Source organism: Palleronia sp. (genome assembly GCF_042089775.1).
Lineage (GTDB): Bacteria > Pseudomonadota > Alphaproteobacteria > Rhodobacterales > Rhodobacteraceae > Palleronia.
Genome location: NZ_JBELKF010000036.1, coordinates 1 through 26,348, shown reverse-complemented (window position 1 = coordinate 26,348; position 26,348 = coordinate 1). Strand labels below are relative to the sequence as shown.

Annotated in this window: 22 protein-coding genes and 1 pseudogene; 12 read left to right on the top strand and 11 right to left on the bottom strand. The window is 62.8% G+C overall.

From position 1 onward, the window contains the following. Positions 1 to 13 precede the first annotated feature (13 nt). Positions 14 to 1,393 (bottom strand): AAA family ATPase, encoded by a 1,380-nt coding sequence (locus tag ACFDS3_RS10630; protein ID WP_375262333.1) that lies wholly within the window; start codon positions 1,391 to 1,393, stop codon positions 14 to 16. Between the two features lie 388 nt (positions 1,394 to 1,781). Here ACFDS3_RS10630 and ACFDS3_RS10625 point away from each other — a divergent pair, with 388 nt between their 5' ends. Further along, positions 1,782 to 2,780, top strand: a complete 999-nt coding sequence (locus ACFDS3_RS10625; protein WP_375262332.1) for a replication initiator protein A — start codon at positions 1,782 to 1,784, stop codon at positions 2,778 to 2,780. A 75-nt stretch (positions 2,781 to 2,855) separates the two neighbouring features. On the opposite strand, the gene ACFDS3_RS10620 is transcribed toward ACFDS3_RS10625, so the two are convergent. The 3 genes from ACFDS3_RS10620 to ACFDS3_RS10610 all read right to left on the bottom strand — a co-directional run bounded on the left by ACFDS3_RS10620 (position 2,856) and on the right by ACFDS3_RS10610 (position 6,208). Next, a complete protein-coding gene (locus ACFDS3_RS10620; protein WP_375262331.1) occupies positions 2,856 to 3,815 on the bottom strand; it encodes a sulfotransferase in 960 nt (319 codons plus the stop codon). A 55-nt stretch (positions 3,816 to 3,870) separates the two neighbouring features. Beyond that, the gene (locus ACFDS3_RS10615; RefSeq protein WP_375262337.1) at positions 3,871 to 5,181 is read right to left on the bottom strand and encodes a lipopolysaccharide biosynthesis protein; all 1,311 of its coding nucleotides are present in this window, start codon (positions 5,179 to 5,181) and stop codon (positions 3,871 to 3,873) included. A 262-nt stretch (positions 5,182 to 5,443) separates the two neighbouring features. After that, the gene (locus tag ACFDS3_RS10610) at positions 5,444 to 6,208 is read right to left on the bottom strand and encodes a WecB/TagA/CpsF family glycosyltransferase (RefSeq protein WP_375262330.1); all 765 of its coding nucleotides are present in this window, start codon (positions 6,206 to 6,208) and stop codon (positions 5,444 to 5,446) included. A 1,344-nt stretch (positions 6,209 to 7,552) separates the two neighbouring features. Here ACFDS3_RS10610 and ACFDS3_RS10605 point away from each other — a divergent pair. Then, positions 7,553 to 8,425: a sulfotransferase domain-containing protein gene (locus ACFDS3_RS10605; protein ID WP_375262329.1), complete on the top strand. Its 873-nt coding sequence runs from the start codon at positions 7,553 to 7,555 to the stop codon at positions 8,423 to 8,425. Positions 8,426 to 8,735: 310 nt separating this feature from the next. Here ACFDS3_RS10605 and ACFDS3_RS10600 read toward each other — a convergent pair whose 3' ends face one another. The 3 genes from ACFDS3_RS10600 to ACFDS3_RS10590 all read right to left on the bottom strand — a co-directional run bounded on the left by ACFDS3_RS10600 (position 8,736) and on the right by ACFDS3_RS10590 (position 11,249). Further along, positions 8,736 to 10,061, bottom strand: coding sequence for a polysaccharide biosynthesis/export family protein (locus ACFDS3_RS10600; protein WP_375262328.1), 1,326 nt, complete (start codon positions 10,059 to 10,061; stop codon positions 8,736 to 8,738). A gap of 448 nt (positions 10,062 to 10,509) precedes the next feature. Then, entirely contained in the window at positions 10,510 to 10,962 is a 453-nt protein-coding gene (locus ACFDS3_RS10595) for a GDP-mannose 4,6-dehydratase (RefSeq protein ID WP_375262327.1), read from the bottom strand. Next, entirely contained in the window at positions 10,929 to 11,249 is a 321-nt protein-coding gene (locus tag ACFDS3_RS10590) for an NAD-dependent epimerase/dehydratase family protein (RefSeq protein ID WP_375262326.1), read from the bottom strand. Before ACFDS3_RS10590 ends, ACFDS3_RS10595 begins: the two co-directional genes overlap by 34 nt. Positions 11,250 to 11,501: 252 nt before the next feature. Here ACFDS3_RS10590 and ACFDS3_RS10585 point away from each other — a divergent pair, with 252 nt between their 5' ends. Continuing rightward, on the top strand, positions 11,502 to 12,239 hold the full coding sequence (locus ACFDS3_RS10585; RefSeq protein ID WP_375262325.1) for a metallophosphoesterase family protein: 738 nt from the start codon (positions 11,502 to 11,504) through the stop codon (positions 12,237 to 12,239). A 198-nt stretch (positions 12,240 to 12,437) separates the two neighbouring features. On the opposite strand, the gene ACFDS3_RS10580 is transcribed toward ACFDS3_RS10585, so the two are convergent. Further along, the gene (locus tag ACFDS3_RS10580; RefSeq protein ID WP_375262324.1) at positions 12,438 to 14,150 is read right to left on the bottom strand and encodes a bifunctional sulfate adenylyltransferase/adenylylsulfate kinase; all 1,713 of its coding nucleotides are present in this window, start codon (positions 14,148 to 14,150) and stop codon (positions 12,438 to 12,440) included. A 221-nt stretch (positions 14,151 to 14,371) separates the two neighbouring features. Between ACFDS3_RS10580 and ACFDS3_RS10575 the strand changes: the two genes are divergently transcribed. The 5 genes from ACFDS3_RS10575 (at position 14,372) to ACFDS3_RS10555 (ending at position 18,110) form a co-directional block, all read left to right on the top strand. Next, a complete protein-coding gene (locus ACFDS3_RS10575) occupies positions 14,372 to 15,691 on the top strand; it encodes a UDP-glucose dehydrogenase family protein (protein ID WP_375262323.1) in 1,320 nt (439 codons plus the stop codon). Between the two features lie 75 nt (positions 15,692 to 15,766). After that, a complete protein-coding gene (locus tag ACFDS3_RS10570; RefSeq protein WP_375262322.1) occupies positions 15,767 to 16,783 on the top strand; it encodes an NAD-dependent epimerase/dehydratase family protein in 1,017 nt (338 codons plus the stop codon). 96 nt (positions 16,784 to 16,879) lie between these two features. Continuing rightward, on the top strand, positions 16,880 to 17,392 hold the full coding sequence (locus tag ACFDS3_RS10565; protein WP_375262321.1) for a hypothetical protein: 513 nt from the start codon (positions 16,880 to 16,882) through the stop codon (positions 17,390 to 17,392). A gap of 66 nt (positions 17,393 to 17,458) precedes the next feature. Next, positions 17,459 to 17,707: a type II toxin-antitoxin system Phd/YefM family antitoxin gene (locus ACFDS3_RS10560; protein WP_375262320.1), complete on the top strand. Its 249-nt coding sequence runs from the start codon at positions 17,459 to 17,461 to the stop codon at positions 17,705 to 17,707. Between the two features lies 1 nt (position 17,708). Next, entirely contained in the window at positions 17,709 to 18,110 is a 402-nt protein-coding gene (locus ACFDS3_RS10555) for a type II toxin-antitoxin system VapC family toxin (RefSeq protein ID WP_375262319.1), read from the top strand. Positions 18,111 to 18,155: 45 nt separating this feature from the next. Here the strand turns inward: ACFDS3_RS10555 and ACFDS3_RS10550 are convergent. Both ACFDS3_RS10550 and ACFDS3_RS10545 read right to left on the bottom strand, forming a co-directional pair. Beyond that, positions 18,156 to 19,580 (bottom strand): annotated as a pseudogene (locus ACFDS3_RS10550) (mannose-1-phosphate guanylyltransferase/mannose-6-phosphate isomerase); the annotation flags it as partial. Further along, positions 19,577 to 20,956, bottom strand: coding sequence for a phosphomannomutase (locus tag ACFDS3_RS10545; protein ID WP_375262318.1), 1,380 nt, complete (start codon positions 20,954 to 20,956; stop codon positions 19,577 to 19,579). The pseudogene ACFDS3_RS10550 and the gene ACFDS3_RS10545, both read right to left, overlap by 4 nt. 217 nt (positions 20,957 to 21,173) lie before the next feature. Here ACFDS3_RS10545 and ACFDS3_RS10540 point away from each other — a divergent pair, with 217 nt between their 5' ends. From ACFDS3_RS10540 to ACFDS3_RS10525, 4 genes are all read left to right on the top strand, one after another. Further along, the gene (locus ACFDS3_RS10540; RefSeq protein WP_375262317.1) at positions 21,174 to 22,751 is read left to right on the top strand and encodes a hypothetical protein; all 1,578 of its coding nucleotides are present in this window, start codon (positions 21,174 to 21,176) and stop codon (positions 22,749 to 22,751) included. 597 nt (positions 22,752 to 23,348) lie between these two features. Then, positions 23,349 to 24,038 (top strand): sugar transferase, encoded by a 690-nt coding sequence (locus tag ACFDS3_RS10535; protein ID WP_375262316.1) that lies wholly within the window; start codon positions 23,349 to 23,351, stop codon positions 24,036 to 24,038. A 135-nt stretch (positions 24,039 to 24,173) separates the two neighbouring features. Continuing rightward, entirely contained in the window at positions 24,174 to 24,632 is a 459-nt protein-coding gene (locus ACFDS3_RS10530) for a UDP-N-acetylglucosamine--LPS N-acetylglucosamine transferase (RefSeq protein WP_375262315.1), read from the top strand. After that, entirely contained in the window at positions 24,578 to 25,120 is a 543-nt protein-coding gene (locus ACFDS3_RS10525; RefSeq protein ID WP_375262314.1) for a glycosyltransferase, read from the top strand. The genes ACFDS3_RS10530 and ACFDS3_RS10525 overlap by 55 nt, the downstream gene beginning before the upstream one ends. Positions 25,121 to 25,171: 51 nt before the next feature. Here ACFDS3_RS10525 and ACFDS3_RS10520 read toward each other — a convergent pair whose 3' ends face one another. Beyond that, a complete protein-coding gene (locus ACFDS3_RS10520) occupies positions 25,172 to 25,513 on the bottom strand; it encodes an integrase core domain-containing protein (protein ID WP_375262313.1) in 342 nt (113 codons plus the stop codon). Between the last annotated feature and the right edge of the window lie 835 nt (positions 25,514 to 26,348).

Genomic DNA, 26,348 nt, shown 5'->3' with positions numbered 1-26,348 from the left:
CATGCGAAACGTCTCATTCCGCCGCCTCGCGGGCGGCATCATCGGCGTCACGTTTCCATGCGCCCACGAAAAGTGACTTCACTGCGGCATAGGTGGCATCGAAGGTCTCTCGCCCGCGGGCATAGGTCTCGCGGTTGAAGTCGCGGTAGTCGGCTTCGTAGATGCCGCGCACCTGCTCGCCGGCCTGGCCGATCAGCGAAGTGTAGTTCTGCCGGTGAGGCAGGAGGGTCTGCCCCATGTAAGCCTGCACCAGCGCGCCCAGCTCGGCCTGCTGTGTGCCGTCGTAGCGGGTGACCACCGCACGCACCGCGTCCCATTCAAAGCGCAGTTCCTCGCGGCCGAGGGCGCGGGCGGCGAGGTTCTCGCCCTCTTCGATCGAGCGGAAGGTGGTCGAGAGCATGTCGAAGAAACGCCCCGTCGAGTCGAATTCAAGGAAGCTCGCGCCAAGTGGCACCAGCAGGATGTCGGCTGCGGCCAGCCCATTGATCGTGAGGTAGCCGAGGGCAGGAGGCGTATCGAGGATCACCACGTCGTACTCGTCGAGCACCCCGTCGGCGATCAGCCGGTCGGTCAGCGCGTCCCACAGCTTCCAGCCACGCGCGGCCATGCGCCAGACCGGGATCTGAAACTCGGCCCAGTAGAGGTTCAGCTGGGCGCCGATCAGGTCGATGTTGGGCCAGTGGCTCTTCTGGATGACATCCGCCGCGGTCATCTTCATCGCGTCGCCAATCGCATCGTCGAAGGGCAGGGGGGCTTCGCCGCGGTCGACCCGGCGCTGGTTGTCTGCCCGCAGATGCTCGCCGTAATGCCGGGCGAGCAGGGGGAAGACAGTGCCCCACTCGTCCTCGACCTTGCCACCGAAGATCGAGGTCATGCTGCCCTGGCTGTCGAGGTCGATCACCAGCACGCGGTACCCGTCGAGTGCCGCCGACATCGCCAGATGCGCTCCGGTCGAGGTCTTGCCGACGCCACCCTTGAAGTTGGCCACGGCGATCATCTTCGCGGGGAGTCCCTCGGGGCGATAGGGTCGGTAGCTTTTCGCCTTGGACCCTTCCGCGGCGAAATGGGTGCGCAGCCGGAGGACCTCGTCAAGGGTGAACCACTTCGCCCCGCCCTCGGTCTCGGACCTGCCTTGGGGCAGATCAGGGTTCTGCTTCAGCACGCGGCGGAAATGGGCTTGGGCGACCGGGATCAGGTAGCGGGTGATTTCCCACGTCGAGAAGAGGCGCAGCTTTCTGCCGCCATCCTCTTCAAGGCCACGCCCGGCCAGATCCTCCCGACCCGCCATGCAGGCGCGAGCGACTTCGGAGAGGGCGTCGGTATTCATCGGGGAGCCCAAAGCCTCGGCCGCCTGGTCGGGGTCGATTCGCATGTAGGGAGGAAGATCGCTCATGCCGTAGCCTCGCCATCCAGCATCATGTTACGCGTTTTTCCTTGAGTACGATGAAACACGATACATGCCAAGAAAAACATCTCAATGTCAGGATTTATGTTCTGCTTCAATGGCTTGAGCTGCTGCGTGGGGCAGGGATCCTAAAAGCCTCAGAAAAAACTGCTGTTAGTATGATGTTATTTATATGTTACAGGCTCGGGTGTCGCGCTGGAATCTCTTATAGAGCAATGGGTTGGAAGCCGACTTTCAGCACCTTGCGACTCTGATCCCACGTTCATGCGATTCCGATCCCACGAGCGTCCGACTCTGAACCCCCGAAACCCCGACTGGACCCGGCATGAGGAGCGCGGTTAGGGTGTCACTGAAACCCCGAAAGAGGGCGAGCGGCATGACGGGCAGCGGGGCGATCCCGAACGGACGGTTCACGGATGATGGCGGCGACTTCTTCATCGCCGACATCTTCGGAGCTTCGCCGAAGGACGACTTGGCCTCCATGGAGCATCCGCTTTTTTCGCTCTCGACCCGCCCTGACCGGCGCGTCCTGACTTATGAGCACAACGGCGCCGAAATCACCGTGACGCCGTCGGTGAAGGGCAGGGCGACGATTCACGACAAGGACATCCTGATCTTCTGCGTGAGTCAGCTGATCGCCGCGTTGAACGCCGGGCGCACGGTCGCGCGGACGCTGAAGGTGACCGCCCACGACCTGCTCGTCGCGACGAACCGCGACACGTCCGGCGATGGGTACGCGCGCCTGCGCGAGGCCTTCGAGCGTCTCGCCGGTACGCGGATCACGACGAACATCGTGACCGGCGAACAGGAGACGACGAGCGGGTTCGGCCTGATCGACTCGTGGAAGATCGTGCGCCGCACCCGGGGCGGGCGGATGGCCTCGGTCAGCGTGACGCTTTCGGAATGGCTCTACCGCGCGGTGCTGGCGCGCTCTGTCTTGACGCTGAGCCGCGACTACTTTCGCCTGAGGAAGCCATTGGAACGGCGCATCTACGAGCTTGCCCGCAAGCATTGCGGCCGTCAGCCGTCGTGGACGGTGAGCATGGCGGTGCTTCACAAGAAGGCCGGATCGGCCGCGCCGCTCCGGGTTTTCCGCGCGAGCGTGCGCAAGACGATGACGGCCGGTCTTCCAGAGTACCGGCTGATCGAAGAGCCGGGCGACCTGGTCCGTTTCGAGCGCATCCGCAGCCTGAACCCGACACTCCCCCGTTTCGCACCGGAGGTCTTGGACGAAGCCCGGGCGCTCGCTCCCGGCCTCGACGTCCATGCGCTCGAAGCCGAGTGGCGATCCTGGGCCGAAGAAACCGGCGCTCGCCTCACTCGTCCCGACCGTGCGTTCCTCGGATGGGTCAAGACCCGCGCTGCTCAAGGCTGATGTTTCGCACGCGAAACGTCAGTCCAGTGCCTCAAGACCCTTGGCGGTCTCACACGGCAGGCCGAGAACCCGTGGTCATGAGCGAATACCTGGAAGGCGCCACTCCGAAAGGTCCTGCTGTAGGCGGCATTCCAGTTTCGTTATCTCCGGTTCGAACACCAGAGCCAGGCGCTCAAGTGCCGCTCTAGCTGGCCGAGGAGGGCGCTCACCCCGCGCATCGATCCAGGCAAGGTTCGCTTCGATGACGCGCTTTACCGGGCGCTGAATAGGCCGGGGCAGGAAACGGCGCATCTTCCGACGAAACGGGCCATAAGAGAAAATCCCTTTTACTGCCCGGCTTGCTCGCGTCTTTGGCAGAGAGGTGATATTGGACGAACGCTCCGGAAACTCGGGCAGAGTGGGAATTTTGAGAAAATCCGCGATCTCGTCGACAACGGAACGCGGATCGTGTATGAAATCTTCGAACAGTATAGATTTGATCTGATCACAGTTAAATTCAGCGTCGTATCTCGAGATACCGTCATCATAACAACTGGTCTGTACGTGCCTCCATGCATAGGCCCAATCAGATCGCCCGCCGGCTAACTCGTGGCGAATGGCAGCATCGAAACTTCCGGCTGACTCTCGTCCTCGAGACAACTGATACGCAAAACTCGAATAAGCACGCTCATAGGGGTTCCGAAGCAGGACAATGATCTTGGCATCCGGCGCCACGCGGTGGATCAGCTGCGCTGAACATGGACTGGGAAGGTAATTCGTGCTGGCATCCAGTCGAAAACGGTAGGCCTCAGACCCTCGATACAGATCTCGGTATTCTTCAGCACATACCGAAGGGCTCTTGGAAATAGGGCTTGGTTCGCCCGACCCGAACTTCGGTGCAAGCAGCGTGTAGTAGGGCCGCGGAGACTCATCAAGCTCCGAAAATATGTTCGGCTCCTTCTGGATCGGAGAGAATATGGCATCGTGCGTGGCCAGAAGGTCAGCAAGCGTGGTCGTTGCTGCCTTCATCGCGCCCACTATAAACAGATTCGGCATGGGGGATGACTCGTAGCACGCGGCTAGGTCGACAATGCTCGTGCCCCTCCGCCCCTTACTTTGCCTCATCGTCAGTTTTATCCTCGTCCTGGTCAGAAAGATCCGAAATCTTACCGCGCGAGTCGTCGAGCCGCTGCGTAGAGCCACTTCTGTCTGTCCTGAGATGCTGAATAGCCGCAAAATAAGCTTGAATGTTCCATCCGATCATCATGCCCATGCTTGCGGCAGCTACCCCTTTGAGACCCAGAAATATTCCCGCCCCGGTTATTGCAAGAAATCCTATCGCGCACCAGCCGGTAAGAATTCTAAGTAGGCGCCGCTCCTGCCCGAGCATGTTCAAAATAAGGGTATTTGGACCGCAAGCTGTGTTCACCAACTGCCCAGTTGCCAAAAACATCAGAATCGGAAACGCCGCAGTGTAGGCAGGGTCGAACAACGCAAGCAGGTTGGACCCGAAGAGTAGAAGGATCGTGTATCCAGCAGCTGCAACAGAGAAGCTGACCAGCGAGCTGAGCCGAGCGATGGTTTTGACCTCAGATATTCGACCTCCGAAATAGCTGCGGGCAAACATCGGTCCTACTATCTGCTGAACACCTATCAAGGCGATGGAAAGCATCTTTGCCAGGCGATCACAGGCAAAATATGCTCCAGCGGCGGCCGGTCCGACGAGCAGTCCCACCAGGATGACGGTGCCGTGTTGGATCATGAGGTCCACACCGGACACTGCCCAGAGGCCGCGTGCAGCGTGCGTCATCTCCCTTTTATCTGCTTCAGGAATAGGAACCCGCGGCTGCCCGTGCATTGCCTTATAGATTTTGAGGTACTGAAATGCCGTAACAAAGACGAGCGCTATGGCCGCCGCAGCGACTGTCATACCAGCGGATATTGGACGCACGGCAAGGAACACAGCAGCGAGCGTGAGCGGCCGCCAAAGAACTTCACGGGGGACCAAAGCTAGCACGATCGATCTACGCGCGCGCAGAATAGCGGTCGCGACCTCGGATGTGGCGAAACCGGCTGTGAGTGCGCCTATGCCCGCGTACACCGCCGGCGAGCTACCGAACGCCTCAAGACGCGCCGGACTTATGGCTATGAGAGCCCCTAGCGCGAGAGCTAGCACTGCGCCTATGAAGGTGGTTGTCATCGCTGATCGTGCAGCAGCCCACGCTAGTGCTGGTCCGCTAGTTTCGTCGAGGGCAGGATAGAACCTGGAGACAACGCTGTGCTGCCCCATCGTGGCAAGAAAACCCGCGATCGTTGCGAGAGAAATGGCCGCGCCGAACTGGCCATATTCCGTGGGCGTCATCCATCGAGCCAAAAGAAAAAAGAAAGCGAACGTGAGGCCGGTGCTTATCCCTTTTATCATGCCGGCCAAGGCAGCTCCGCCGATAAAGCTGCGCGACGCCGACGCCTTCGCAGATCGGGTTCTAATCGGTCTCAATAGCATTACGCAGATCTTTCGGTTGTCTGGCTCGGTCTTTAACAATTAATTCAATGGAATTCATCTCCCGGAGCTTATTGCGCAACCCGGTGGCTGCTTCTATAGATCTGAAAGACGTCGCTAGATCATATATCTCGGGCGTTGCAGAGCCTCGCCTCACCGGGTTGCAGGTAGCGGGGCTCTCCAGCTAGCCGGATTTCCGGCGAGACAACAGGAGCCAGAGGGCATGCGGACTTGTAGTTGCGTATCGCCAGAATAAGCGCTTCGGATCGCTCGCTAGCCTATGTGCCCACTCAAGTCCTGAACGACACATCCAATCGGGCGCGCGCTTATAGTGACCGGTCACAAAATTGTACAATCCACCACATGTTACGATCCATCCCACTTTCAGCTTGTTTCGGTTGCGACAGCTGAACATCTGTTCTTTCGGTTTGCCCAATCCTACCCAGAGAACATCCGCGCCAGACCTGTTGATTTCCTCAATAACGTCTGCCTCCTCTGCTTCACTGAAATATCCGTTGCGGCGGCCACAGATGTTGATGCCTGGTGCGAGTTGGCGAACTTTCTCGGCACAGAGTGCATTGACCTCTTCAGTTCCCCCGAGGAGAAAGTAAGAAACATCGAGTCTGGCAGCCTCTGTAAGGCTTTCCTGGAACATGTCGGTTGTACTCGACCGATCAGGGATTACTTCGCCTTTTCCAACGCGGGACGCGGCAACGATTATTCCCCCGTCGGCATGAATCAGATCTGCTTCCTCCATCGCAGCTCGGTAAGTTGCGTCTGTCGCGTTGAGCGAGACCGCTTGGCCATTACTATCGAAGACCAAGCGAGCGGGCTCGCCGAGACGGCGAACGTTCGGGGCGTCGCGAAGCATCAAATCGATTAGGTCCTGCCTAGAACAAGCAGCCGTACGGATGCCGCCTAGATTCACATGAGAAACAGCGTCAATCATGGAAAAATTCCTTCACTAATGTCGCTTAACTTCCAGTGGATTTTTTGGAGATTCTGACAAGGTACGTACGGCGAATAGTCTTCCCTGTTGCGGCCAGGGCACGGCAGCGGAAAGGCGTTCAGGTGGTCGGAGTGCCGGTTGGGGCTATGCAAGAACAATGGCAAAAACTCGAGTTGATTTCTGGATCCCGGTTGCAACTTACAGTCCATGATGCACCAGAACATGACGGATCTGGAGGAGCCAAGTTTACCGGAGCCGCTGATATGTCTTTGGCTCGGACTTGTGGTCGTTCGCCTTCAGGGAGAAGAGAGCTTCAGATCGTGTCATGCGTCCTACCGGTTGTGGTCTCGATGCATTCTTGTCGCGAGCTCTCATGAATAATGGCCTGCAGGGCGTAGAGGCCGTAGTCCAAGGGCGCAATGTATGGATGCGAAGAGCTTGAGGATCGCCTCTTCATCGAAGAAGCCCGCTTGCACCACTCTCTCGAGGGGCGTTGTGGCTGTTGCGCCCGGATATGCGCGGCCGAAGCTCGCGGTCCGTGGACCACCGCTCGGCCGACAGGCGCCGTCAAGCTAACCTGCAGTACGTGATCCATTGTGTGTTCCTCTCAGCCGCGGACGGTACAGTACCACCACACGGCGGGGACTGAACACACAAACCCTTGGGGAAAGGAAGGTGTTACTGCAGGCACAGTTTAAAGAACAACCCTAGATTGTAATGGCCTTTGCGATCGGAGGATCCTTGTAACGATAGGCGGCTTTGCAGCCATGTTGTTCAGAAAAAAAGACCGTTCCCACGCCGGCATGAGGAAACCTCGATGAGTGGCAAAATGGCATCGCTATGCGGCAAGGCGGCCGCGGGTAAGGTGATTCTTTGCCCTCACCTGCGAGTTTCGTTATTGGGATCGGCAAAACCTGTGGTGCAGTTGCACTGCATTTTCAATGTAGGCGGAACGCCAGACACGGTCTGGGGGCCACCACGAAAAGGCGGTCTGATGACCACTCTTTTCCTTCTGTCGGAATGCGGTCACGCCTATTTTTTCGGGCTGGTTCGAGCAATGCGTAACGAAAGCCGTCAGGCTTAGAACATGCTGCGCACGCTCCTCAAATCCCCAACAGCAGCTTCTATCCGGCGGAAGCCTGCAGTACATTTAAGCCGCCATCGACAGAGGGCGCAGGTGCCGCGGTTATCAGAGCGGCTGAACGAAATTCACTGATAAACTCCATTGTAAGTCGAAACTGACGGCCAGCACGCTCCAGGAAGTTCACCAGTTGGCTCTTTTGGGCACCAATCAAAACGTGCGCTTCAAGCGCGACATATCAAGATAGAAAGGTACGGTAGGGAATGGCCCTTTCGGATAAATTCAAGAGCTTCGCATCTCAGCGTTCGCGAAACGTGTTGCGCCCCTACGCCTATTTTCTGTTCCGTGGCTGGTTTCTGGCCCGATCCCGCCTCGGATACGCAGGAACTGCGCCCTCCTTCATCATTATTGGGACCCAGAAAGGAGGGACAACGACGCTGTACGAGGCTCTCTGTGCCCATTCCAGGATCGTGTCAGCTCGAACGAAGGAAATCAGCTTCTTCGATCGGTATTTCGATCTGGGAAAAAAATGGTACCTTGCCAATTTTCCGGACCTTTCTGGAACTGATAAGATCACGGGAGAAGCAACGCCGGACTACATGTTTGGATCACAGGTTCCAGAGCGCGTGGAGCAGGTTCTAGGGAGGGACGTAAAGTTCATCGTCCTCCTTCGCGATCCTCTTAGCCGATCGGTATCGCAATACTTTCACGAATACCGGCTGGGAACGGAAACGGCACCCATCGAAGAGGCTTTCGCACTGGAAGAAAGCCGGCTGGAGGGGAACCCTGATCAGAGGACAGGACCGAGACTTGAGAATCTAACCAACAGGTTTTCTTTCGGTTATCGAGAAAGAAGTAGATACGCAAAGCAACTCCAGCCTTGGTTTGACAGGTTTGGTCGGCGCTCTTTCTACATCGAGACCAGTGAGAACTTCTTCGACAACCCGAACAAAGTTCGGGACGAGGTCATCGAATTTCTGGGTTTGAAGCCCGAACCCCTGCCTGAGATCAAGGCACGCAATGTCGGCACCTATGGCGCCAAGGTGCCGCCTGAATTGTACAGCCGTCTTGAGAAAGAGCTTGAAGACGAAAGACGTCAGATGAACGAGCTCATAAAGGAAACACGGTACCAGTAGATCGAAAAGGGAAGTCAGCGGTGTTGGCGCAAATTCGCCAACTCGGCCGCCGGGGAACCGGCGGCGTGCTACCGCCCGCTGTGGCAGGACGGAAGACGGCACTTCTTAGATGCCGCGACAGTTCGTGGGCGTTGCTGAAGTCTGGCAAGGCCTTTGAGCCGCTTGGGCATCTGCCTGAAATCCAACTAGGCTCGGTGCACCACGCGGTCTCCAGCGTGTGCTGAATGCTGGGATCCAGATCAGGTTGGCGGCGCAATAGCACACCCTCCTTTGCCCCTTTTCGACAGGGCTCTAGAGGGTAAGCTCAGGATCAGTTGTCGTTCGCCACGTTTGCAATCGAGACGATGTTCGGCAGCGCTTGGCTGACTGCGCGGTTCCAGGCCGTGATCGGCTGCATCTCGACGAAGACGACGTCGTTTGGACGCATTTCGAATTGGGTGGCCAAGGTCAGGTTGATCACGTTCGCCGCGTTCAGCCGCCAAGCTATCACGGTGTTCTCATCGGTGAGGCGCATCACGTAGATCTCGCGCGGATTGCCGGTCTCGAGTTCGAAGCCGCCAGCGAGATAGAGCACATCGGCCAAGCTTGCTTGGCGTCCGTAGGGCAGGGGGATCCGCGACTGGTCTCCAACCTCGCCAGCAAGGTAGACGTAGTCGCGCGCTTCGGCGTCCAGATCGGTCCGAGCTTGGAAATTCTCGCGCTGCTCGTTCAGCGCGGCGCGACGCAGGCTGATCTCAGTCTGCAACTGCTGCAGCGCTGCAGCCTGGGTGTTCTGTCGAAGGGCGATCACGTCGATCTGCTGCGAATAGAACTGCAACGCCCGGTCGAGATCGTAGGTGGTATCCACATAGACCGCATCTCCGGCGGTCAGCGCGATGTTCCGATAGTCGGGATTGCTCAGATACTGTTCATAGGGAATCTGGTAGAGCGTGCCGTCGCGATAGATGCGGATCAGCGCGAACTCCTCGTCCGGGACAGCGATGCCACCCGCGGCCACGATCGCCTGGCCAAGTTCGGGGCGGGTCAGCGTGATCGGCACCAGGGCAGGCTGGCGCACGGCGCCGCCGACGGCCACCAGCTTGGAGTTGAATTCGGCCACCTCGAGGCTGAAGGAGGGGTTGAACCCCGCCTCGACGATCGCCTGGAACACCTCGGCCTCGGCTTCTTCGAGGGTCAGGCCGCTCAGTTGCACGGTCCCCACGTCGGGGATCGAGATCGTGCCGTCGTCGCGCACGGTGTAACCCTGCCGCTGGTTCTGCGCGGCCAGAAGGCCCGACAGTTCCTCGACCGTAGAAGAGGCGCCCTTTGTGGCCAGAAGGACCACGTCGCCGACGCCGATCTCGTAGGCGCCGGGTTCGACCGGGGGCGGCAGTCGCAAAGTGGCGTCCCGGCGCTGTTCGTTCGGTACGTAGGGTTGTGCCGGCAGCCCAAGTCCGGCGCCCGCGACCGACCCACCGCCGGTGGCGGCATAGAACACCTCGGGCAGGCTTTTCGGGGTGTAGGAGCTCTGGTTGGCGATCTGCACGGTGCGCGTGGTGATCTCGACCACGTTCACATTGGCCGTGGTGTTGCGCAAGCCGACCTCGGGATTGACGTAGGTGATGCCGCAGCCCGACAGTAGGAAAATCGCGGTCATCGCACCGCTCAAGCACCGCTTCATTCGTATCCGCTCCCAAGCTTTGCACGCTGTGCGTCACGCGCCTCGCAGAACTCAGCCGCCACCGCGAATTCCGCGCACTGCGCCATGGTTTCGCCGATACTTCTACGGGGCGATAGAGGCGAGGGCAAACATCGGCCCGCCTCCGTCAACCTCCCTCGAGGTGCGATGCGATTTTGCCACGTGCCCCTTCGTGGCTCCTTTCCTCGGTCCGATGCCACCTTGCACGCGATAAGTGACCTGCATGGCTGTATCCAGCATTCGGAACGCTCTCTGCGGGATCACCGCCGCGGCGCCTCGATCCACGGATGTTGCCCCGGCCGGCTTCTGCTTCCCGTGAGCCATGGGAAACTTCTTGTGTCCTCGGCTGGGCTCTTCCCATTCCGGAAAGACACCTCGAGTAAAGAACACAGGCAAGAAGAAGTACCTAGCTGTCGCGGTAGCCGTTGGGATTCTGGCTCTGCCATTTCCAGGTCGAGCGGCACATGTCCTCGACGCCCAGTTGCGCTTCCCAACCCAGCATTGTCTTCGCGCGCTCGGGGCTGGCGTAGTAGCTCGCCAGGTCCCCGGGACGGCGATCCACGATACGATGAGGGATCTCGCGCCCTGACGCTTCCTCGAAGGCGTGGATCATCTCGAGCACCGTCACGCCCTGTCCCCGCCCGACATTCACGGCCTCGCACCCAGGATGTTCGAGCACGTAATCGAGCCCGCTCAGATGCGCCCGCGCCAGGTCGGTGACGTGGATGTAGTCGCGCTCGCCGGTGCCGTCACGGGTCGGCCAGTCGCCGCCGAAGACCTGCAGCATCTTCCGCCGTCCGATCGCCACCTGCGCGACGAAGGGCATCAGGTTGTTGGGCCGTCCGGCGGGGTCTTCCACAGTGGGTCCTCTTCGCTTTCACCCACCGCCTTGAGGCCGGCGAAATGGATCACCGCGTCGGGGCGGTAGGCCTTCAGCGCGGCGGTCAGGGCCTTGGGATCGGTGATGTCCCCCTCGGTCACCGCGATCGGCACGCCGGTCAGTTCGCGGACGCGGCGCAGCGCGCGCGGCGACGAGTTTGCGAAACTGTCGAAGACATGCACCTCGAACTGCGCGCGTAGCAGCGCCAGAACCGTGTGAGAGCCGATGAAGCCGGCGCCCCCGGTCACGAATACCCTGATGCCCATTGCCCCTCCTTGGGCTCGCCCCCGACATCCATAACCCGCGATGCCGCGCTGCGGCTAGAGGTGTGCTGGAAAATTATGGTTGCGAACCGACAAGCAGATCGCTGGCGAGCGACGGGCCGATCCGGTGGGAAGAGCTGACGTCAGCGGTGCGTACGCTGCCAGGATGGTCTTGCCTTTCCCGTACAAGAGCACTCTTTTCTGAATCCCCTCCGGCCGGTCCGTTCCCCGTGCCGGCCATACAGAGGAGCGACCGTGACAGCCCAAAGCCAGTTCCCCCGCCCCGAAATTCCCCTCTATGCCGTTGGTGACCTGCATGGCTGCGCGGAACATCTCGATCGGATAGTCGCGGCGATCAATGCCGACGCGAAGGCGCGCGGACAGGAAGAAAGCGCCGTGGTCTTCCTGGGCGATTACGTGGATCGGGGCGAGGACAGCCGCGGCGTGCTCCTCCGGCTCTTCGAGGCCTCGCGGGACATGCCCGGAAATGTCGTCAGCCTGATGGGCAACCACGAGAAGATGATGCTCGACTTCCTCGACCGCCCCGGGGAGCGTGGCCGCCGCTGGCTGCGCTATGGCGGATTGCAGACCTTGGCGAGCTTCCAGTTGGGCGGCGTCACGGAAAGGGCGGGCGAACGCCAGTTGGTCGATGCGGCCGAACGGCTGCGCGGAGCCCTGCCCGAAGGGCTCGAGGACTGGCTGCGCACCCTGCCTCTCTGGTGGCAGTCTGGCAATGTGGTCTGCGTTCACGCCGGGATGGATCCCGCCATTCCTCCCGAAATGCAGGAGGCGCGTGACATGCTGTGGGGGCATTCCCTGTTCGACCGGTACGTGCGGCCCGACGGGCTATGGGTGGTTCACGGCCACGAGGTGGTCGAGAATCCCACCATCGCCGACCGTCGGGTGGCCTGCGACACCGGCGCCTACCACTCAGGCCGCCTCACCGCCGCGGCCGTATTCCCGGATGAAGATGTGCGATTCCTCGAGGTGTGAAGCCGTCAGCGTTCAAGCGGCAACTGTCATAGATGCGCTGACTGCGGACGCTCAAGACACTGCATGTAGTGCCTCCGGAGGGGCTACGAACGCGAAACAGCTGTGGTCCTTACAGCCGCATGGATCCTGCTCTGTCGTACGTTCCGTACAAAAAGGGGCGGCCCAAGCCGCCCCCGTTCGTTTCCCGCCCCCGGCCTTTCACCCCGCGATCAGGCCCATGCTTTCGAGCTTCAGGAGGACCTGGTGGGCGCAGTGGTCGACGTCGGTGTTGGTTGTGTCGAGGCGCAGTTCGGGGTTCTTGGGCTCGTCGTAAGGGTCAGAGATGCCCGTGAACTCCTTGATCTTGCCCTCGCGCGCCAGCTTGTAGAGCCCCTTGCGGTCGCGCGCCTCGCATTCCTCCAGCGGGGTCGCGACGTGGACCTCGCAGAAGGCGCCGTGGGCCTCGATCTCTTCGCGCACGGCCCGGCGGGTCGTGGCGTAGGGCGCGATCGGGGCGCAGATCGCGATGCCGCCGTTCTTGGTGATCTCGCTCGCGACATAGCCGATGCGGCGGATGTTCAGGTCGCGGTGCTCCTTGGAAAACCCAAGCTCGGACGACAGGTTCTTGCGCACGATGTCGCCGTCCAGAAGCGTTACTGGGCGGCCGCCCATCTCCATCAGCTTGACCATCAGCGCGTTCGCGATCGTCGACTTGCCCGACCCCGAGAAACCCGTGAAGAACACCGTGAAGCCCTGCTTGGACCGCGGCGGGCGGGTGCGGCGCAGCTCCTTCACCACCTCGGGGAACGAGAACCAGTCGGGGATCTCGAGCCCTTCCTGCAGGCGGCGGCGCAGTTCGGTCCCCGAGATGTTCAGGATCGTGACGTTGTCCTTGTCGGCGATCTCGTCATTGGGCTCGTACTGGGCGCGCTCCTGCACGTAGACCATGTGTTTGAAGGGCACCATCTCGATGCCCATCTCCTCGGCGTGCTCGCGGAAGAGGTCCTGCGCGTCGTAGGGGCCGTAGAAATCCTCGCCCTGGCTGTTCTTGCCGGGGCCGGCATGGTCGCGGCCGACGATGAAATGGGTGCAGCCGTGGTTCTTGCGGATCAGCCCGTGCCAGACCGCCTCGCGCGGACCGGCCATGCGCATCGCCAGCGGCAGAAGGCTCATGTGGGTGGTCGCGGCCGGATACTTGTCGAGCACGGCCTCGTAGCAGCGCACGCGGGTGAAGTGGTCCACGTCGCCGGGCTTGGTCATGCCGACGACGGGGTGGATCAGCAGGTTGGCCTGCGCCTCCTTGGCGGCGCGGAAGGTCAGCTCCTGGTGGGCGCGGTGCAGCGGGTTGCGGGTCTGGAAGGCGACGACCCGGCGCCAGCCCATCTTGCGAAAGAAGGCGCGCAGCTCGTTCGGGGTCGAGCGGCGGGCCTTGAAGTCGTAGTGCATCGGCGGCGTGATGCCGGTCACGGGGCCGCCCAGATACACGTTGCCGGCCTGGTTGTGCAGGTAGTTGACCGCCGGATGCGCGTCGTCATCGGCGCCAAAGACCTTCTCGGCCTCGCGCGCCTTGTCCGGGACCCACTTGTCGGTGACCGTCATGGTGGCGAGAATCACGCCTTCCTGGTCCCGCAGCGCGATGTCCTGGCCTTCCTCGATCCCTTCGGCGAAGGCTTCCGACACGTCGAGGGTGATCGGCATCGGCCACAGCGTGCCGTCCGCGAGGCGCATGTTCTCGACGACGCCATCGTAATCGGCCTGCCCCAGGAACCCCTTGAGCGGCGCGAACCCGCCATTCATCAGGAGCTCCACGTCGCAGATCTGGCGCGGCGTGAGGTCATGGCTGACCAGCTCACCCGCCTCGACCTTCAGCTTCTGCGCGCTGTCATACGAGACATAGAGTTCGGGAACGGGGGCGGAGTGGGGATTTTGCATGGTGAATGCGGTCTCTCGAAATGGTCGGTTTTGTTGATTCCGGCTTAGGGGAAGCGACCCGTCTTGTCGATCAGGGCTTTCTGCAATGCGGCGCGGCTTCGACAAAATCGCCGACATGTGCCGCCCTCTCGCGGGAATTCCCCTTTCCGCAGCGCGGAAATTGACAGTCGCCCCTCCGTCCCGGAAAACCGGGACCAACCGCATTCACAGAAAGATCCCTCATGAAAATCGCCATGATCGGCACGGGCTATGTCGGCCTCGTCTCCGGTGTCTGCTTTTCGGATTTCGGGCACGAGGTCTTCTGCGTGGACAAGGACGCCAGCAAGATCGAGCGGCTGGAGAACGGCGAGGTGCCGATCTACGAGCCCGGGCTCGACGCGCTCATGGCCCGCAACGTCGAAGCCGGGCGCCTGTCCTTCACCACCGATCTGGCCAAAGCGCTGCAGGACGTCGACGCGGTCTTCATTGCCGTCGGCACGCCGACCCGCCGCGGTGACGGGCACGCAGACCTGACCTACGTGATGGCCGCCGCCGAAGAGGTCGCCCGCGTCGCCCCGCACGGTGTCGTCATCGTCACCAAGTCCACCGTCCCCGTCGGCACCAACCGCAAGGTCGCCGAGACCGTGCGGGCCGCCAACCCCGACCTTGATTTCGACGTCGCCTCGAACCCCGAGTTCCTGCGCGAAGGCGCGGCAATCGACGACTTCATGAAGCCCGATCGTGTGGTCGTCGGCGTCGAGTCCGAGCGCGCGGCCAAGGTCATGTCCGACATCTACCGCCCCCTCTACCTGCGCGACTTCCCGATCGTGACGACCGACCTCGAATCGGCCGAGATGATCAAGTACGCCGCCAACGCCTTCCTCGCGATCAAGATCACCTTCATCAACGAAGTCGCCGCCCTGTGCGAGAAGGTTGGCGCCGACGTGAAGCAGGTCTCCCGCGGGATCGGCCTCGACGGGCGGATCGGGCCGAAGTTCCTCCATGCCGGCCCCGGCTATGGCGGCTCGTGCTTTCCCAAGGACACCAAGGCACTGGCGCGGATCGGCCAGGAACACGCCTCGCCCATGCGGATCACCGAGACGGTCATCGACGTCAACGAAGAGATCAAGCGCCGGATGATCGGTAAGCTGAAGGACCTCTGCGGCGACAATTTCAACGGCAAGCGGGTGGCCGTGCTGGGCGTCACGTTCAAGCCCAACACCGACGACATGCGCGACGCCCCTGCCCTGACCATCGTGCCCGCGCTGGTCGGCGGCGGCGCCGAAGTCCGCGTCTGCGACCCTCAGGGCAAGCGCGAGGGCGAGCGTCTGCTGCCCGGCGTCTCGTGGATCGCCGATCCCTACGACGCGGCGCAGGACGCCGACCTGCTGGTGATCCTGACCGAATGGAACGAGTTCCGCGCGCTCGACCTCGAGGCGATGTCGAAGACGATGCGCCGTGCCGCAATGGCCGACCTGCGCAACGTCTATGACCCCGTCGACGTCAAGAGCGCCGGCTTCGCCGCCTATATCGGCGTCGGACGCGGCGATCTCGAAGGCTGAGACCGGTTTCTGTGACGAAACGCCGGCTTCCTGTACAAGGGGGCCGGCAAACGGACAGACGGGACGAGAACGCCCATGACACGCAAGGCCCTCATCACCGGAACGGCCGGGTTCATCGGCTTCCACCTTGCGAAGCTCCTGCTGGCCGAAGGCTTCCGCGTTCATGGCTATGATGGGATGACGGATTACTACGACGTCCGCCTGAAGCAGCGCCGCCACCAGATCCTGCTGCAGGCCGAAGGCTTCTCGGCCACCGAAGGGATGCTGGAAGACGACGCGCTGTTTCAGCAGGTGGCGGATGAGTTCGCCCCCGACGTGATCGTCCATCTCGCCGCGCAGGCGGGGGTGCGCTACAGCCTCGAGAACCCGCGCGCCTATATCGACGCCAACGTGGTGGGCACCTTCAACGTGATGGAGGCCGCGCGACGTCACGAAGTCGATCACCTGCTGATGGCCTCGACCAGTTCCGTCTACGGCGCCAACGAGGACATGCCCTTCCTCGAGACCCACAAGGCCGACACCCCCCTGACGATCTACGCCGCCACCAAGAAGGCGACCGAGGCCATGGGACATTCCTATGCCCACCTGTGGAACCTGCCGACGACCATGTTCCGCTTCTTCACGGTCTACGGACCCTGGGGGCGGCCGGACATGGCGCTGTTCAAGTTCGTCGAAGCGATCCTGCAGGGGCGGCCCATCGACATCTACAACCGCGGCGAGATGCATCGCGACTTCACCTATGTCGAGGATCTCGTGCGGGGCATCCGTCTGCTGATCGACGCCGCCCCCGTCCGCCCCGCGCCGGGGACCCGGATCCCCGACTGGGACAGCCTGTCGCCCGCAGCGCCTTGGCGGGTGGTCAATATCGGCAACTCGGACACCGTGCGGCTCTTGGATTTCGTCGAGGCGATCGAGGACAGCCTCGGGGTGAAGGCGACCCGCAACTACACGGAGATGCAGAAGGGCGATGTGCCCGCCACCTGGGCCGACGCAACGCTTCTGCACGAGCTGACCGGCTATCGGCCCAAGACGGATGTGCGTGAGGGGATCGCCCGTTTCGTCGAATGGTACAGGAATTATTACGGCACATAGGTGTTCGTTCAGGGTCCATTCACTCCCCCCTGCTAGACCGCGTCCCCGGAGAAACACCAGCGCGCCGTCCGCCGCGCGCCTTGGCCGGGATCATTCATGTCATTCATTTGGGGGCGCCGCTTGGCGCTCGTTCTCTTTGTGTGCCTGCCTCACGCGGCCATCGCGGATGTCTACGGGTTGGTTCATCTGCGTTCGGTCCATCCGGAGGAAAGCGATCTGACCGACCGGACCCCGGGGGTCGGGGTCGGGATTGCCCGTGAGCTGGGCCAGCAGGGCACCGAGTGGTTCGTCGAGGGGGCGTTCTTTTCGAACAGCTACGGTGAACCCAGCCCGCTTGTGATGACCGGGGTCTCGACCCCGCTCACGAAGATCGGTCCGGTGGAGGTGCGCGTTGGCGGGGCGATCGGGCTGGGGCGGTACAAGAAGCTCTGCGACAAGCTGATGGAGAGGTACGAGTCCATGCCCGACACGAAGTCGATTCTGCCGGTCGTTTCCGCCAGCCTCGGCCTCCGTGTCGGAAAGACCGACCTGCGCCTTTCCGCCATCCCCCACAGCAAAATGCCCGAAAGACGGCCGATCCTGAATATCAGCCTCAGTCGGCGGTTCTGAAAAGATTGATCGGCGCGCGCGCCACGCTTATCTAACTGGCTAGATAGCTGGACAGGAGGACGCGCCATGCTGAGCCTTCAGGACGCCAAGAACCGTTTCAGTGCCGTGGTCGAGGCGGCGCTTTCGGGCCGTCCGCAACGCGTGTCGCGCCGGGGCAAGCCGGCGGTCGTCGTGGTCTCGGCCCGCGAATACGACAGGCTCGTCGCCGCCGCCGGTGCCACCCGCGAGAGCTTCGCCGATCACCTGATGGCCTTCCCCGAGGGCGGTGACTTGCCCGGCCGCGCCGATATCCGCCCCCGCGAGATCCGCTTCTGAGATGTATCTCATCGACACGAACGTCATCTCTGCCGCCCGCCGGCCCGAGCGCACGCCACGCGTCGCTGCCTGGCTGAAGGGGCAATCCGAGGAGACGCTGTTCCTCAGCGCCGTCACGATCGGCGAGATCTCCCGCGGAATCCGCCTTCAGGAGCGAAGGAACCCCTACTTCGCCGCCGATCTTTCAGTTTGGCTCGAACGCACCACGAGCATTTTCGCCGACCGCATCCTGCCGGTCACGGCCGGGGATGCCGCGATCTGGGGCCGTCTCTCGGCCGATCTGGGCCATTCGGGTGCCGACCTGATGATCGCCGCGCAGGCCCTGGCCCGGGGCTGGACGGTCGTCACCGGCAATGTCAGCGATTTCACCCCGACCGGCGTAGCGGTCGAAGACCCGTTCTGAAGTGCGGCGGAACAAGACAGCCGGACTTTGTTTCGCATGCGAAACCTCCCGGTCATAGAGATCCTCGTACCGGGTGATGTCGTCCTCACCCAGGTAGCTGCCCGTCTGCACCTCGATCAGCACCATGGGCAGGCGGCCGGGGTTTTCCAGCCGATGGATGGCACCCAGGGGCACGTGAACGCTTTCGTTCTCGGACAGAAGGCGGGTCGAGTCGTCCACCGTCACCTGCGCCGTGCCCGCGACCACCACCCAGTGCTCGGACCGATGGACATGGCTCTGCAAGCTCAGCGCGGCGCCGGGATGAACGGTGATCCGCTTCACCCGGAAACGGGGGCCGGCGATCAGCGTCTCGAACCAGCCCCAGGGGCGGTGCTCCTTGGGGAACTCGGTCGCTTGCGGCACGGCGCGGGCCTTCAGCACGGCGACGGCCCGCTTCACGTCCTGCGCGCGGGACATGTCGGCCACCAGCACCGCATCGGGCGTGGCCACGGCCATGATGTTCGAAAGGCCAATCCCCACCACCTCGATCCCCTCGCCCTCGGCGCGCAGCAGCGTGTCGCGGCAGTCGATGGCGGTCGCGTGGTCGCTCGTCACCACGCCATCCGCATCCGGCCCGCTTTCGCGCCAGACCGCATCCCACCCGCCGAGGTCTGACCACCCACCCGAATAGGGCACGACCGACAGGTTCGAGGCCTTTTCCATCACCGCATAGTCAATCGAGATATCGGGAAGATCCGCCCAAGTCTCGGACGCGAGGCGCAGGAAGCCCAGATCGGGGCGCGCCGCGTCGAGCGCGGCCTCGACCGGACCCATCAGGTCGGGCGCGTGGGCCAGGACCGCCGCCACCATGTCGGCGGCACGAAACAGGAAAAGCCCGGCGTTCCACAGGAAGCTGCCGGCCCCGACCATTCGTGCGGCGTCGGCGCCGCCGGGCTTCTCGACGAAGCGCGACAGGCGCGCCGGCGCACCGTGCCGCGGGGGCTCGGCGAGTTCGAGATAGCCATAGGCGGTCTCGGGGCGGGTGGGGGTGATGCCGAAGGTCACAAGGTCCCCCTGCGCCACCGGCCCCAGCCCTCGCGTCACGGCGGCGCGGAAGGCGGCCGCGTCGGGGATGACGTGATCCGAGGGGGCGACCAGCAGCACCGCCTCGGGGTCGTCCTTCAGCGCGTAAAGCGCGGCGGCGAGGATGGCCGGCGCGGTGTTCTTACTCTCGGGCTCGATCAGGACGGCGCCGGGGTCGATGCCGGCCGCGGTCAACTGTTCGGTCACGATGAAGCGGAACCCGGCATTGGTCAGGACCATGGGCGGCGCAAAGCCCGGCCCGGCCATGCGGCGGGCCGCGGTCTGGAACAGCGTCTCTTCGCCCGTCAGCGGGACGAACTGCTTGGGATAGCTCTGCCGGGACAGCGGCCAGAGCCGGCTGCCGGACCCGCCGCAGAGGATGACGGGCGTGATGCGCGGAAACGTCATGGGGCGCTTCGCAGGCACGCGGCGACGCGGTCCATCTGCGTGGCAAGCAGCGCCTCAGCCGCGGTCGGATCGGAGGCCTGGGCATGAACGCGGAACTCGGGGGCGTTGCCCGAAGGGCGCAGGTGGACGGCTCGGCCGCCCGCGAAGGCGACGCGCAGGCCATCGGTGCGGTCGACGCCGGTAATCTCTCCGACCGCGGCGAAAAAGGGGACCGGATCGGCGTCGAGCTCAGCCATGAAGGCCGCCGCACGGGTGCGGTCGATCCCCTGCAGCCGGTCGGCGGCGGTGTGACAGGAGGGCAGATCCGCCACGAGATCTGCCAGGGCGAGCCCCCGCGCCCGGGCTGCGGCCAAGGGCGCGACGATCGGCAGAAGCCCGTCCCGCGTCATCAACGGTGCCATTCCGCGGGCGGCAAAACCCAACAGGAACCCGCCATTGGCCTCGAACCCCACGAGCTGGGCACCCGGATCGGCGGCGCGGGCGGCCTCCATCCCCGCGATGACGAAGGGCGATCCGACCCGCGTGCGCACCACCCGGTCAAAGCCCGCGCGCTCCACCATGTCGCTTGCGGTGACCGGCACGACCACGATCCGCGCACCAAGAGCCTGCGCCGTCAGCACCCCCAGCACCTCGCCCGGCACGATTCGCCCCGCGGCATCCGCGACCAGCGGACGGTCTCCATCCCCGTCGGTCGAGACCACGGCGTCGAGCCCGTGATCGGCGCACCAACCGGCCAGCCTCTTGCGGGTGGCCTCATCCACGGCCTCGGTATCGAGCGGCATGAAGACCTCTGACTGACCCAGCGGCCGCACCTTGGCGCCGAGGCGGGTCAGCACCTCTTCAAGCAGGTCGCGGGCCACCGACGCGTGCCGGTAGACGCCAATCTCGAGCCCGGCGAGCGCCCGGGACCCGAAGGCATCCACGAGGCGATCCGCATAGGGCCCGGTCGCGTCGTGGCGACAGAGCCCGCCCTTGGCTGCGGGGGGCGCTGCCCCGGCCGCGTGGGCGGCAAGGATACGCGCCTCGTCCGTTTTGGTGATCTCGCCTGCGGGAGTGTGGAATTTCAGCCCGTTGCGGTCGGCGGGAATATGGCTGCCGGTGACCATCACTGCCGCCGCGCCCGCCGTCATGGCGGCTTGGGCAAGCGCCGGCGTCGGCAGGGTGCCGCATTCCACCGCCTCGAGTCCCGCGGCACGGATCGCACCGATCGCGGCGGCGGCGATCGCCGGAGAAGAGGGGCGCAGGTCGCGACCCACGAAGACCCGCCCGCCATGGGGGCAGACGGCCAGGAAGGCGGCGACATGGCGGCGCACGACCTCATCCGTCAGATCGCTCGCCAGCCCCCGAAGGCCGCTCGTTCCGAATGTGGGTGCCATGGACAGGTTCAGCCCCCGTTCCGACCGAATGCGCTTCATCGGGGCGAGAGAGGCACGGAACTGGTTAACCCCCGCTTAAAGGCGCTCCCGCGCAGGGTGGTGAGCCCTTTGCGTCTCATCCCCGCATCACCTGGGCGGCAAGGGACGGCGCGGCCTTCTCCCCTGCCCCGTCATGGCCTATTGCTCGACCGACAGCCCCCGCCACGAGACGCCCGACATGACCCATGCCCGCCCGCTGCTTCTTGCCGGTACCGCGTTTGCCGCTCTCATTTCGGGGCCGGGACGGGCCGAGCCGCCGGCCGAGCCCTTCGCGCTGATCCCGACGGACCTGCCGGGGATGTCCACGGGCTATCTGCAGCCCGAGGCGACCAACGAGGCCCGCATCGGCACCCGCCAGGCCCTGGAAGACGACGAAACCGGCACCGGCGTCCAGATGTATGACGGCGCGGTCAGCTTCCGGGGCTACTGGCCCTACCAGATCGGGATCAGCGCCTCGGCCTTCGATGACCCGCTGACCGAGCCTTTCGAGGGCAACGCGCAGAATTTCACGCTTGGCTCCATCGGCCTCGACGGCAAGTTCCGCCTTCACGAGACCGACCGCGTGGGCGTCGCGGTCGAGGCGAGCGTCGCGTATCTGAAATACGGCTTCGACGGGACCGAGAAGGAAGATCTCGTTGCCGCCACCCTGTCGCTGCCCGCCACCTACCGGCTGTCGCCGACCGTGTTCCTCAACGGCGAGATCGGCCTGACCACCTTCCCCGACGAGGCGCAGGATCTGCCCGCCCCGGGCGCCCGCAGCTTTGTCGCGATCGGCGCCGGCTGGCAGCCCACCGACCGTCTCACCGCCTTCGGCAGCGCCAAGCTCATCGCCCGCAAGGATGACGCCGGCCCCGAGGGCGACGACAACGTCATCTATACCGCCGGCGCCCGCTATGCGCTGACCCCGCAGCTGGCCGCGACAGGCTATGTCACCAACGGGCTGGCCGACACGCCGGTGCTGGACGACCTCACCTATTTTCCCGCCCGGGACGACCTCGTCTTTGGGGCGGCGCTGACCTACGTGCCGTCCGGCAAGCGCTTCAACATCCCGCGCTACGCCCGGACCGACGTGGCCGAGGTGGACCGAACGATTGTCTTCGGCGACGGCGTGACGCTGATGGGCCCCGAGACGATCGGCTCGAACGAGCTGCGGCTGAACCTCTCGGCCGGGACCAGCGGCGATACCCGCCTCTTCGCCGCCATCTCGCCCGATCCCGATTTCCAGGTCGAGCTGTTCTTCGAGGATTACGCCCTCGACGAGGACACGGGCTTCCGCGACGAGGAGGCCGAGGACGTGCGCTACGGCATCGGCGTGCGCTATCAGGCGCTGTCCGAAGCCGAGGGCGACCTGGCAAGCCTGGGCGCGCGCGTGATCCTCGGCCGGGACATCGAAGAGCCAACCCTTGGCGTGATCTTCGCCGAGGCCGCGCTCGCCAAGGAAGCGATGCCGCGGCTCGAGCTGACGGCCAACCCCAAGGTCGCCGCCTATACGGGCGAGCAGGTCTATGCCCTGGGCCTCGGCGCGGAATACGAGATCTCGGACCGGCTGCACGCCGTGGCCGAGGCGAGCGTGGTCAGCGACGACTACGACAGCATATGGGCCGTGGGGCTACGCCGCAGCTTCCCCGAGGCGCTGTCGGCCATCGACATCTATGCCACGAACGCGGCCGGGCGCACCGGCATCGGCTCGATGCTGGCGGGCGAGACGCAGGTCGGCGCCTCCCTTGTCTGGCAGACCCCGTTCCGGGCCTTTTAAGACCGGCACAGGTCAACCGCGCCGTTCCAGGACCTTACCTTCGGACGCCCTGCCATTTTCCGCCACCTTGCTGCACAGCAGCGAAGGTGGCGAATGCACTCAGGCGCCACAGCCTGACCGGGTCACGACACGTGATGGGCAAAAATTGTGCATCGGCCATGCCGCCGGTCCTTCGTATTTACCAAGGAACATGAGGTGGACTGACCTGTTTAGCCTCACAGCACCGCCCTCCGTCGCGGGCGCACATTGTTTGGTCAGTCACAGGGAAAAGACCTCAAATGACGTATAACCTAGATCTATACGCCAGATGCGGCCTGATTCGGCTTCATGGTGTCGTCCGGCGGGAAAGGCACGGCTCCGGTAGCGAAAGCTTGTCAGTCCGGTGACAGGCCAGCGGCAAACGGATGACACGGTGCCGAAACGTCATGCAGAGGCCAAAGAAACGGGGGAAAAAACAGCAAGCCCCCCCTCTGGTCCATATTGCCGCAGGGCAGCGTTACCGATAAGTTTGCATAAAGTTTGAAGTTGACTACCTACCGACACCGTTGAGATCGACATTGCGACTGCGGCGCTGCCGTACGACGGAAGGATTTTCGTATGACCGATTATGTTCTTACAGACAGGTTCTCCTCGAACCCTCCGCACAGCTCCACGGACGCAGAGGCGGCCGTGTCCGAGCCCGGTCTCTACAGGAATTTCGGGAAGACCTTGATGGACAAGGTGCTCGCCCTCCTGTTTGGCCTCCTTGCCCTGCCGATCGTGATGATCGCCTGCGGCCTCGTGGCGCTCGACGGCCATTCACCCTTCTACTCGCAGAAGCGCATCGGCCGGAACGGGCGGGTCTTCAAGATGTGGAAGATCCGCACCATGGTCACCGATGCGGACCGGAAGCTTGCCGAGTATCTCGAGTCCAACTCCGAGGCGCGCGAGGAGTGGACCCGCTTCCAGAAGCTGCGCAACGACCCTCGCATCACCCGCACCGGCCGTATCCTGCGCAAGACCTCGCTGGACGAACTGCCGCAGTTCTGGAACGTGCTCATCGGCGACATGAGCGTCGTGGGTCCCCGCCCGATGATGGTCGGCCAGGAAACGCTCTACCCGGGCAGCGGCTACTACGCGCTCAAGCCGGGCATCACCGGGCCTTGGCAGATCTCGGACCGCAACATGTCGAGCTTTGCCGACCGCGCCCGGTTCGACGACGCCTATCTTCGTGAAGCCTCGCTCAAAACCGATTTGCGCATGATTGCGCGCACCTTCGGTACAGTTGCTGGCGGCTCCGGCTGCTAAGTACTAAGCCGTGCTAACGAAAGGATTTCGCGCAGCGGCACAGGCATGAGTCAGCTGCTACAAGGCCGCAGTCACTTCGTGTAACAGAGTGACCGGTCCTGTACTGGGACGAACGGCCTGAAGGACAAGGAGCTGATGGCGGCAAAGAAACGACTTCTCGCTGTTGCTTCAAGCGGCGGCCATTGGGAACAACTCGTGCTGCTTTCGGATGCGTTTGAGGGTGGGGATGTCTGGTACGCATGCCCAGATCGCGGCCAAAGCGATCGCTATGGGGGCTTGCCCCAGTTCCAGGAAATCAGTGACTACAACCAGACACAGCCCCTTCTGATTCTCGCCGGTCTCGTAGAGACATTCCGACTGCTGCGTCGCATCCGGCCGGACATCGTCGTCTCGACGGGTGCCGCACCGGGCCTCCTCTGTCTTCTGTGGGGCAGGATCATGGGTGCGCGAACCATCTGGATCGACAGCATCGCAAACGCCGAGAGATTGTCGCTCAGTGGTCGACTGGCACTCCGCTTCGCACATCTGACAATTACCCAATGGCAACATCTCGCCGCTCAAAGCCGCGCTCGGTACTACGGGAGCGTCCTGTGATCTTCCTAACCCTCGGCACACAACTGCCCTTCGATCGCCTCGTGCGCGCACTGGACAAGGCCGCGAAATCACTCAGCGAGCCTGCTTTCGGACAAATCGGCCACAGCAAGTACAGACCTGAAGAGTTCGAGGCTACCGCCTTCCTATCGCCCTCAGATTTCGTGGCCCATCTCGAATCTGCGCGCGTTGTCGTTGGTCATGCGGGAATCGGGACCATCCTCTCGGGGATGAAAACAGGAAAGCCCCTGCTTCTCATGGCCCGCCGAGCAGATCTTGGGGAGCATCGGAATGACCATCAGCTCGCAACTGCGGAGCAGGTAAAGGGCACCCCGGGCATCTATATTGTCGAAGATGAACAGGATATTGCGCATCATCTGCGTAGTCCCAGACTTGTCGGGTTGGGAAGCAATGCCTCGCCAGCGCGGACCCGCCTGACGAACGCCCTCAGCGACGCAATATTCGGGTGTGAGCTTCCTCGGTCGCAGTGATCTCCTGAATCGATTTGTGCCGCGCCGGCCAAAGGCAGTGGCCTGTCCTCCTCAGGTGGTCTGGTTTGGGTCTTGGTGCATGGCGGGCCAAGGTACCAAGGTGGAGGCCGGCAGCACCCAACGACGAATGGGCGCGCGGCATTGCAGTGGACGCGCCTTGTCTCGATCACGACGCAGCGCCTCTGCAAGGAAGTGGATCTCGCCGTTCAGCAGCTTTTCGCGGAGGTTCGAGTTGAAGCTCTCGCAGTAGCCGTTCGCCCGAGGGCTGGCAGCCTCTATGAATGCTGTCTTCGCTCCCACGCCATTGATCCAGTCCCGAACGGCTTGGTGATGAACTCTGCGCCGTTGTTCGAGCGAACACGACCGAATTCGCAGGATGAACAGATCGGTCAATACGTCGATTACGCGGTCGAGCTCAGTTTTCGGCCCGTTCTGACCACTAGGCACTTCCGCGGGAACTGACGATGACATTCAGCACACGGAATTCCCTTCCGTCAGGAGGCCGGATCTTCTTCTTCCCCACCCGCCTGCGCTTAACCGAAAACCTTCTTATCAGCAAAGCCATCGTTTGCCCTTCTTGCGCGCGGAGAAGTCGCCGAGGAAAACGCTAACGGCTTCGCCCACGCTTGACTGGCACGGGCTCTTCAGGCGGGTGTTCCGGCAAAAACAATCTCCTGCCCGAGTCACACCTCCTCCTCTGTCAGCTCCACATAAAAAATAAGCCCCCGCTGGCTTCATCCAAGTTCTCCGCCCCAAGAAGAAATCGAGACCACCCAGACATTTCCATGAAACATGGACATGGTCGATGAGGATGCCCACCATACCCACCTTAGACGGCCAGGTTGGAACGGCCAATGCTGACCCAAGAAGATTGTGCCGACGCTTTAGGCTTAGCATGCGCCGAATCCATGGAGCTGCATTGAAATCACCAACCACGAAAAGCGGGACTCTCGGCGCTTCATGGAGGACCCTCGCGAGGATTCTGCCTTCTTGTGCGCTGTCGACCATGTACAAGGGCTTGACCATGTGGACGGCGATCAGCTCGAGGTTCTGTCTCCTTTATTCCCACGCGCGCCAACCTCTCAGGGCCCGAGGGGAAATCCTCCATCAGGCGCAGCTCTAAAGGCCGCTTGGAGAGAAGCAAGAGATCGCAAACTTCTACTGCGTCGCATGCTAGGCTCTGGACTCATAACCAGAAGATGACGGTAGCGGCGAGGGCGATGGCCGA